The sequence below is a fragment of the Bittarella massiliensis (ex Durand et al. 2017) genome, from assembly GCF_017566145.1.
In the GTDB taxonomy this organism is placed as follows: Bacteria; Bacillota; Clostridia; order Oscillospirales; family Ruminococcaceae; genus Bittarella; species Bittarella massiliensis_A.
Window position 1 is genome coordinate 1 of sequence record NZ_JABFCL010000386.1, and the last position, 210, is coordinate 210.

1 protein-coding gene is annotated in these 210 nt (G+C 44.8%); it reads right to left on the reverse strand.

From position 1 onward, the window contains the following. A partial coding sequence (locus tag HJY11_RS14760; protein WP_208076587.1) for a hypothetical protein occupies positions 1–210 on the reverse strand: 210 nt, incomplete at both ends.

Consider the following 210-nt stretch of genomic DNA (forward strand, 5'->3'; position numbering starts at 1 on the left):
CACTGGTCTGCTGCTGAAGATACTCTGTATATTCTTGAAAATCCTGATATTCATTGGTGCCTTCTCCCCTGGCGGCCATCTTTTTTTCCATACCTTTATAGAATATACGAAAGGCCTCCCTTCCTATGGCATCCTTATCCTGAGTCCCCGCGCTTTCCCCTTGTGCAGGATCTGTCTCACTATTTTCTTTAATAAGCTCCCGCAGAAAAT